Source organism: Streptomyces aurantiacus JA 4570 (assembly GCF_000414115.1).
GTDB lineage: Bacteria > Actinomycetota > Actinomycetes > Streptomycetales > Streptomycetaceae > Streptomyces > Streptomyces aurantiacus_A.
Genome location: NZ_AOPZ01000407.1, coordinates 1 through 7,960, shown reverse-complemented (window position 1 = coordinate 7,960; position 7,960 = coordinate 1). Strand labels below are relative to the sequence as shown.

General features: G+C 74.4%; 3 protein-coding genes. All 3 read right to left on the bottom strand.

Annotated features, from left to right (window positions below):
- Window positions 1-398: phosphopantetheine-binding protein (locus STRAU_RS31915; protein WP_037663296.1), on the bottom strand; the 398-nt coding region annotated here is incomplete at its 3' end.
- Window positions 398-5,317 (bottom strand): condensation domain-containing protein, encoded by a 4,920-nt coding sequence (locus STRAU_RS44120; protein WP_016644543.1) that lies wholly within the window; start codon window positions 5,315-5,317, stop codon window positions 398-400. The genes STRAU_RS44120 and STRAU_RS31915, both read right to left, overlap by 1 nt.
- A gap of 47 nt (window positions 5,318-5,364) precedes the next feature.
- Window positions 5,365-7,960, bottom strand: a 2,596-nt coding sequence (locus tag STRAU_RS31905) for a non-ribosomal peptide synthetase (protein ID WP_037663294.1), incomplete at its 5' end; no start/stop codon positions are given.

Here is a 7,960-nt window from a genome sequence, read left to right as displayed (position 1 = left end):
CGCATCCGGTTCACCAGGCGCGTGGCCAGCAGCGAATGCCCGCCCAGGTCGAAGAAGCCGTCGTCGATCCCGACGCCCTCGACCCCGAGCACCTCGGCGAACAGCCGGCACAGCACCTCCTCCTGGGGGGTGCGGGGTGCCCGGTGGGCGGTGGCGGCGGTGAGTTCGGGGCTGGGGAGCGCCTTGTGGTCGAGCTTGCCGTGGGGGGACAGGGGCAGGCGGTCGAGGGGGACGAGGGCGGTGGGGACCATGTACTCCGGGAGCAGCTCGGCGGCGAACGCCCGGAGCTCGGCGAGGTCCAGCTGCGGGCGTTCGCCGGTACCGCTGTCGGTGCCGAGGGTGTCGGCGGGGACGACGTAGGCGATCAACCGCCGGTTCGCGGTGGCGCCTTGGGCCACTACGGCTGCCTGATCGACGTGCGGGTGGCCGGTGAGGGCGGCCTCGATCTCGCCGGGTTCGACACGGAAGCCGCGGATCTTGACCTGGGTGTCGGTACGGCCCGCGTACTCCAGTTGTCCATGACGGTTCCAGCGGGCGAGGTCGCCGGTGCGGTACATGCGGGAGCCGGGCGGGCCGAAGGGGTCCGGGCGGCCTGCCCGAGGTAGCCGCGGGCCAGGTGCCCGGCGACGTACAACTCGCCGACGACACCCGTGGGAACGGGCTGCAGCCAGGGGCCGAGTACGTAGCCGCGCATGTGGGGCAGCGGAGTGCCGATGGGCGCGCTGCCGTCTTTGGTGCGGGTGTCGTCGGTGGCGCAGGTCGTGGCGTAGAAGGATTCGGTCTGGCCGTAGGCGTTGACGACCTGGACACCGGGGAACGCCTCCCGCGCCCGCTCGACCAGGGTCGACGGCAGCGCTTCGCCCGCGAAGACGAGGGTGTCGACGGTGGTGGTGCGGCTGATCCGGTCGAGGAGTTCGGCGAAGGCGGAGGGCACGGTGCTGATGACGCTGCCCCGCCAGGTGGCGCGTTCGGCCAGTTCCAGGACGTCCTGGACCAGGTCGATGGTGCCGCCGTGGCACAGGGTGGTGAAGGTCTCGAAGACGGAGACGTCGAAGTTGACGGAGGTGGAGGCCAGCACGCGCGAGCCCGCCCGGATGCCGGTGCGGTCGGCGAGGTGGTGGATGCCGTTGACGACGGCGGCGTGGTCCAGGAGTACGCCCTTGGGGGTGCCGGTGGAGCCCGAGGTGTACATCACGTACGCCAGGGATTCCGGCTCGCCGCGGTCGGCCGGGTCGGTCGCCGGGTGCCCGGTGACGTCGAGGTCGTCCAGGCGCAGGACCGGGACCGAGGTCTCGGGCAGCACGCCGGACGTCGCCGCGTCGGTGAGGATCAGGGCGGGGGCGGCGTCGCCGAGGATGAAGTCCAGGCGGGTGCTGGGGTACTTGGGGTCGACCGGCAGGTAGGCGGCGCCCGCCTTGAGGACCGCGAGCAGCGCCACGACCAGATCCGGGGAGCGTGGCAGCGAGACGGCCACCACCGTCTCCGGGCCCGCGCCCCGGGCGGCCAGTTCTCGGGTCAGGCGGTTGGCCCGCGTGTTGAGGTCCGCGTACGACAGCGAGTCGCCGTCGCAGACCAGGGCCGTCGCGTCCGGGGTGGCCGCCGCCTGCCGCTCGAACAGCACGGGGATCGTGGTGTCCGGCACGGCCGCGTCCGTGGCGTCGAGCGTGCGCAGTGCCCGCTCCCGTTCCTCGGGTGCCAGCACCTCCACCGTGCTCACCAACGCGTCGCCGTTGTCGGCGAGTTGGGCGAGGACTCGCCGGAAACGGTGGGCGAGGCCCCGGACCGTGTCGGTGTCGAGCACGTTCCGCTGGTGCTGCAGCGTCAGCTGGAGGTGGGGGTCGGCCGAGGCCACGACGGTCAGCGGGTAGTGCGAGCCGGACAGCGGGCGGATCCCGGTGACCTCCACGCCCGCGGCCGCGGTCGCCTCGCTGAAGCCCACCCGGTCCACGGGGTACGACTCGAAGGCGACGAGGCTGTCGAACAGCACGCTCGTACCCGTGGCCCGGTGGATCTCGGTGAGGCCGTAGTGGTGGTGGTCGAGCAGCGCCGCCTGACGGTCCTGGAGGTCGGTGAGGACCTGGGCGAGGCCCTGGCCGGGGCGACAACGCACCCGCACCGGAAGGGTGTTGGTGAACATGCCGGCCATCGCGTCGATGCCGGGCACCGCGGCCGGGCGGCCGGAGACCGTGGCGCCGAACACCACGTCGTCCCGGCCCGTCAGGCCGCCGACCAGCAGCGCCCAGGCGGCCTGGACCACGGTGTTCAAGGTGACGCCCGACTCGGCGGCCCGCGCGGAAAGTCCGCGGGCCAGCTCCACGGAGACGGGCACCTCGACCTGGCCGAACCCTGTGGCCTCGGGCTCTGCCCGCCGCGAACCGGGTCCCGGTTCGGCCGCGTCCGGCCCGCCCGTCACCGCGGGGGCGAGCAGCGTCGGCTCCGTCACCCCCGCCAGCTCCCGCGCCCACGCCCGGGCCGTCTCCTCCTGGTCCTGCCCGGCCAGCCAGGTCAGGAAGTCCCGGTACCGGGGTGCCGCCGGCAGCGCGGAGGCGTCGCCCCCGGCCCCGTACAGCCGCAGCAGATCCTGCGTGAGCACCGGCAGCGACCAGCCGTCGAACAGCAGGTGATGGGCGGTCAGGACCAGCTCGAAGCGCTCGGGGCCCCGCTTCACCAGGGTCATGCGCAGCAGGGGCGGCTTCGCCACGTCGAAGTGGTCGCGCAGGTCCTCGGTCAGGATGGCGTCGAAGGCCGCGCTGCCCTCGGAGTCCCCTCCGCTCGCCTCCCCGGCTTCTGCCCCGTCTCCCGCTTCTGCCCCGTCTCCCGCTTCTGTGCCTTCTCCCGCTGCCGTCAGGTCGAGCTCGCGCCACGGCAGCTCCACGCCGTCCACCACGACCTGCACCGAGCCGCCGTCGGCGCCCGCGACGAAGGCCACCCGCAGGTTCGCGTACCGCTCCAGGAGCGCCTGCCCGGCCGCCCGCATCCGCGCGGCCTCCACCCGCCCGCGCAGCCGCAGGACGAACTGCACGTGATACGCGTCCGGCTCCGTGTCGGCGTACAGCGCGTGGAACAGCAGTCCCGACTGGAGCGGGGTGAGCGGCCACACCTCCGCGAGCCCCGGGCAGCGGCGCTCCCACATCTCGATGTCGCGCTGGCCGACCGGCACCAGCGGCACGTCCGAAGGCGTGAGCCCGCCCGCGTCCGGCCGCTCGGCGTGGCGCGCGAGCCCGTCGAGGGCGGCGGCCCACAGGTCCGCGAGCTCCTGGACCTCGGCGCGGGACACCGCACCGGTGGCGAACTCGAACTCCGCCTCGAGGCACGGCCCGTGCGCGGTGTCGACGACCAGGGAGTCGATCTGCAGCGCGGTGAGCGCGGGCATGTCCGCGGCCGTGTCGCCGCCCGGCCCGCCCAGGTCGGTGACCTGGGTGAAGCCGAGGCCGCGCTGCTGTTCCGGCATGTCGGTGGCGGAGAACCGGCCGAGGTAGTTGAAGCCGATCTGGCCGGTGGGGTGCGCGCGCAGCACGGCGGCGGCTTGCGGGTTCAGCTCGCGCAGCAGCCCGTAGCCGATGCCGTCGTCGGGCACCGCGAGGAGCTGTTCCTTGACGGCCTTGACCGCGCTGCCCGCCGCGGCGCCGCCCGTGAACGCCTCGTCGACATCGCAGCCGGAGAGGTCGAGGCGGACGGGGTACATGCTGGTGAACCAGCCCACTGTTCGCGACAGATCGGCTCCCGGCACCGCCGCCTCCGCGCGTCCGTGGCCTTCGAGGCCGACGAGGAGGGAGGGCGCGTCGGCTCCCCGGGCGCGGCGCCGGCGGGCGACGGCGAGGGCGAGGGCGGTGAGCAGGCCGTCGTTGACGCCGCAGCGGAAGGCCGTGGGCACGGCCGTCAGGAGGGCTTCGGTGACCGCTACGGGCAGCCGCAGGCGCACGGTGTCCACCGTGGCGCGGACGTCCACCGCGGGGTCGAACCGGCGGGCGCCGAGCGCAGGATCGGGCCCGTCCACGATGGCGAGCCACCGGGGCAGCTCGGCCGCCCTGCGCTCGCTCCGCGCCTCCGCCACGAGCGCGTGCGCCCACCGCCGGAACGACGTGCCCACGGCGGGCAGCACCGGTGTCCGGCCCGCGCGCACCGCGTCCCAGGCGGCCGCGAGGTCCGGCAGCAGGATGCGCCAGGACACCCCGTCCACCACCAGGTGGTGCAGGACGATCAGGAGCCGCCCGGCGCCGCCGGCCGGGCCCGGGTCGAACCAGACGAACCGCGCCATCACCCCGGCCGCCGGATCGAGCAGGTCCGTCGCGGCGGCCCGCTCGGCCGCCACCTCCTGCTGCCACGCCTCGCCCCACGGCCCGTCGTCCGCGGCGTGCTCGGGCCCGCGGTCCACGCGGCGCAGCAGTGCCTTCGTGTCCACCGAGCCCGGGGGCCCCACGAGCAGCCCTCCGCCGTCGTCGGTCACCAGGCGGGCGCGCAGCATGTCGTGGTGGTCGACGACCGCGTCCAGGGTGGCGAGCAGCCCGGCCCGGTCGATGCCCTCGGGCAGTTCGAGCAGGACCGACATGGAGAACCGGTCGGTGTCGCCGCCGCGCTCGCGGACGTACCGGGCGATGGGCGGGAGCGGCAGCGGCCCCGTGCCGCCGCCGTCGAGCTCGTCGAGGACCGCGCCCCGGGCGTCGCCGCTCCGCTCGGCGGGCGCGAGCCGGGCCAGTTCGGCGACCGTCCGGTGCTGGAAGATCTGGCGGGCGGTGACGTGCACGCCCCGCGTGCGGGCGCGCGAGACCACCTGGATCGAGCGGATGCTGTCGCCGCCGGACGCGAAGAAGTCGTCGTCGACGCCGACCCGGTCCACGCCGAGGACTTCGGCGTACACGTCCGCGAGAACCTGTTCCTGCGGGGACCGGGGCGCCCGGTAGGCGCTGGTGGCGAACTCGGGCTCCGGCAGCGCCGAGCGGTCCAGCTTGCCGTTGCGCATCAGCGGCAGCCGGTCGAGCAGGACGTACGCCGCCGGGACCATGAACTCCGGCAGCCGGTCGGCCACGAACCGGCGCAGCTCCGCGGTGGACACGCCGACGTGGAAGTCGATGTCGCCGGTGCCCGCGATGCCGCCCTCGCCGACCCGGACGACGTAGGCCACGAGCTGCCGGGCTCCGCCCGCGCCCGCCCCCACGACCACGACGGCCTGGGCCACGCCGGGGTGTGCGGTCAGGGCGGCCTCGATCTCGCCGGGCTCGATGCGGAACCCGCGGATCTTGACCTGCTCGTCGGTGCGGCCCTGGTAGACGAGGTGGCCGTCACGGGTCCATGTCACGAGGTCGCCGGAGCGGTACATGCGCTCCCCCGCCGGGCCGAACGGGCAGGCGACGAAGCGCTCGGCGGTCAGGTCCGGGCAGCCCAGGTACCCGCGGGCCAGCCGGTCGCCGGCGATGTACAACTCGCCCGGCACGCCCACCGGGACCGGCCGGAGCGCCGGGTCCAGGACGTACAGGCGGGTGCCGTCGAGTCCAGGACGTACAGGCGGGGGCCGTCGAGGGGCCGTCCGATCGGCACCGCCGCGCCGAGGTCGGCCGCGTCGCGCATCTTGTGCGCGGACGTGGCCACGGTCGCCTCCGTGGGTCCGTAGCCGTTGACGACGGTGATGCCCGGGCAGGCGGCCAGGACGCGCTCGATCGCCGCCGGGGGCACGACGTCGCCGCCCGACCACGCCTCACGGACGCCCCGGAACGCCTCGGGCCGTTCCTCCGCGACCACCCGGAAGAGCCCCGCCGTCATCAGGACCCCGGTGACGCGTTGTTCGGCGATCACCGCCGCCAGGTCAGCCGGGGCGAGGGAGGCCGACGGCGGCACCACTATCGTGCCGCCGCGCAGGAGCGGCACCCACAGCTCGTACGTGGAGATGTCGAACGCCTGCGTCGCGTGCAGCAGGACGCGCTCGTGGCCGCCGCCCGCGAAACATCGGTCGAGCGCGAGCCGCACCACGCCGTGGTGGGTGACGCCGACGCCCTTCGGGGTGCCGGTGGAGCCGGAGGTGTGCATCACGTAGGCCAGGTGCTGCGGCGACAGGACGGCGGAACGGTCCGTGCCGTTCAGGTCGGAGCCGTCACCGGTGCCGAGGTCCATGCGGTCGAGCAGCATTTCTTCGGCTTCGTGCCGGGGCAGCACGTTCCGCGTCGCCGTGTCCGTCAGGACGAGCCGCGGGGCGGTGTCCGCCAGGACGAAGCCCACGCGGCCGCTCGGGTAGCGGGGGTCGACGGGGACGTAGCCCGCGCCGGCCTTCAGCACGCCGAGGAGTGCGACGACGAACTCGGCCGAGTGCGGCAGCGCGACCGCCACGAGGGAATCGGGGCCGACGCCGCGCCGCACCAGGGCGCGGGCGAGCCGGTTGGCCCGTGCGTTCAGCTCCCGGTACGTGAGCGACTCGGCTCCGTGCACCAGCGCGACGGCGTCCGGTGCCGCGGCGGCCTGCTGCTCGAAGAGCGCGGGCATCGTCAGGTCCGGCGTGCTGACGTCCGTGTCGTTGAACGTGCGCAGCAGCCGGTCGCGTTCCTCGGGCGCCAGTACGTCCACGGTGTGGAGTCGTGCCCGCGGGGTCGTCGCCAGCTGTCGTACGAGGCGTGTGAAGCGGTCCGCGAGAGCCTCGGCGGTGCTCCGGTCGAACAGGTCGGTGGCGTACTCGACGTCGCCCACGACGCCGTGCCCGGGAGTGTCGGCGAGCGCGAACGCGAGGTCGAACTTCGCGGTCTCGGTCGGGACCAGTTCGAGGGCGGCGGAGCGGAGCCCCGGCGCGTCGAAGACCTGGCCGGCCGTGCCGCGCCAGCCGAACATCACCTGGAACAGCGGGTGGTGGGCGGTGGACCGCTCCGGGTTCAGCGCCTCGACGAGCCGCTCGAAGGGCACGTCCTGATGGTCGTACGCACGCACGGCCTTGTCCCGCACCTGCCGCACGACGTCCTCGAACGACGGGTTGCCCGACAGGTCGGCCCGCAGCACCCAGGTGTTGACGAAGAACCCCACCAGGTCCCCGAGCTCCTCGTCGGTCCGTCCGGCGATCGGCACGCCCACGGTCAGGTCGTCGCCGCCGCTCATCAGGTGCAGCAGCACGGCGAGGGCGGACTGGAGCACCATCGGCACGGTGGCGCCCTGCGCCCGCGCCACCTCCTCGACGGCCGCCAGGACGTCGGCGTCGAGGGCGAAGCCGACGGTGTCGCCGCGGTGACTGGCCACCGGCGGACGCGGCCGGTCGAGCGGGAGGGGCAGCGGCTGCCGCACTCCTTCCAACTCTTCGCGCCAGTAAGCGAGTTGGTTGGCCAGGAGACTTTCGGGGTCGTTCTCCTCGCCGAGCAGCTCCCGCTGCCAGAGCGCGTAGTCGGCGTACTGCACGGGCAGTTCGCCCCACCGCGGTTCCTCGCCCCGCCGCCGGGCGGTGTAGGCCGCGCTCAGGTCGCGGGCCAGGGGGCCCATGGATTCACCGTCGGCCGCGATGTGGTGGATCAGGAGCACAAGCACGTGGTCGTCCGGGCCGCGGCGCAGGACGCGCGCCCGCACGGGGAGCTCCGCCGCCAGGTCGAACCGGTACGCGGCTTCCTCCGCCACGGCGGCGTCCATCGCCTCCGCCGCCACCTCCCGCACCGGGACATCGAGGACGACGTCGTTCGCCGCCACGACGACCTGCGCCGCGACGCCCTGGTCGTCGGCGACGAACAGCGTGCGCAGACTCTCGTGCCGCACCACGACGTCCCGGAGCGCCGAGGCCAGCGCCGCCACGTCCAGCTCACCGCTCAGGGGCAGGACGTACGACAGGTTGTACGTGGCCGAAGGGCCCTCGTAGCGGTGCAGGAACCACAGGCGCTGCTGGGCGAACGACAGCGGCACCCGCGCGGGCCGCGCCTCGGCCCGGCGCAGCGCCGCACGCGCCGACCGGGCCTCCCTGCCCACGCGCTCGGCGAGGCCCGCCACGGTGGGCGCCTCGAAGACC

Coding starts and splice junctions, on each gene's coding strand:
- STRAU_RS44120 (WP_016644543.1), bottom strand. CDS start 5,317: ATGTACCGCTCCGGCGACCTCGTGACATGGACCCGTGACGGCCACCTC.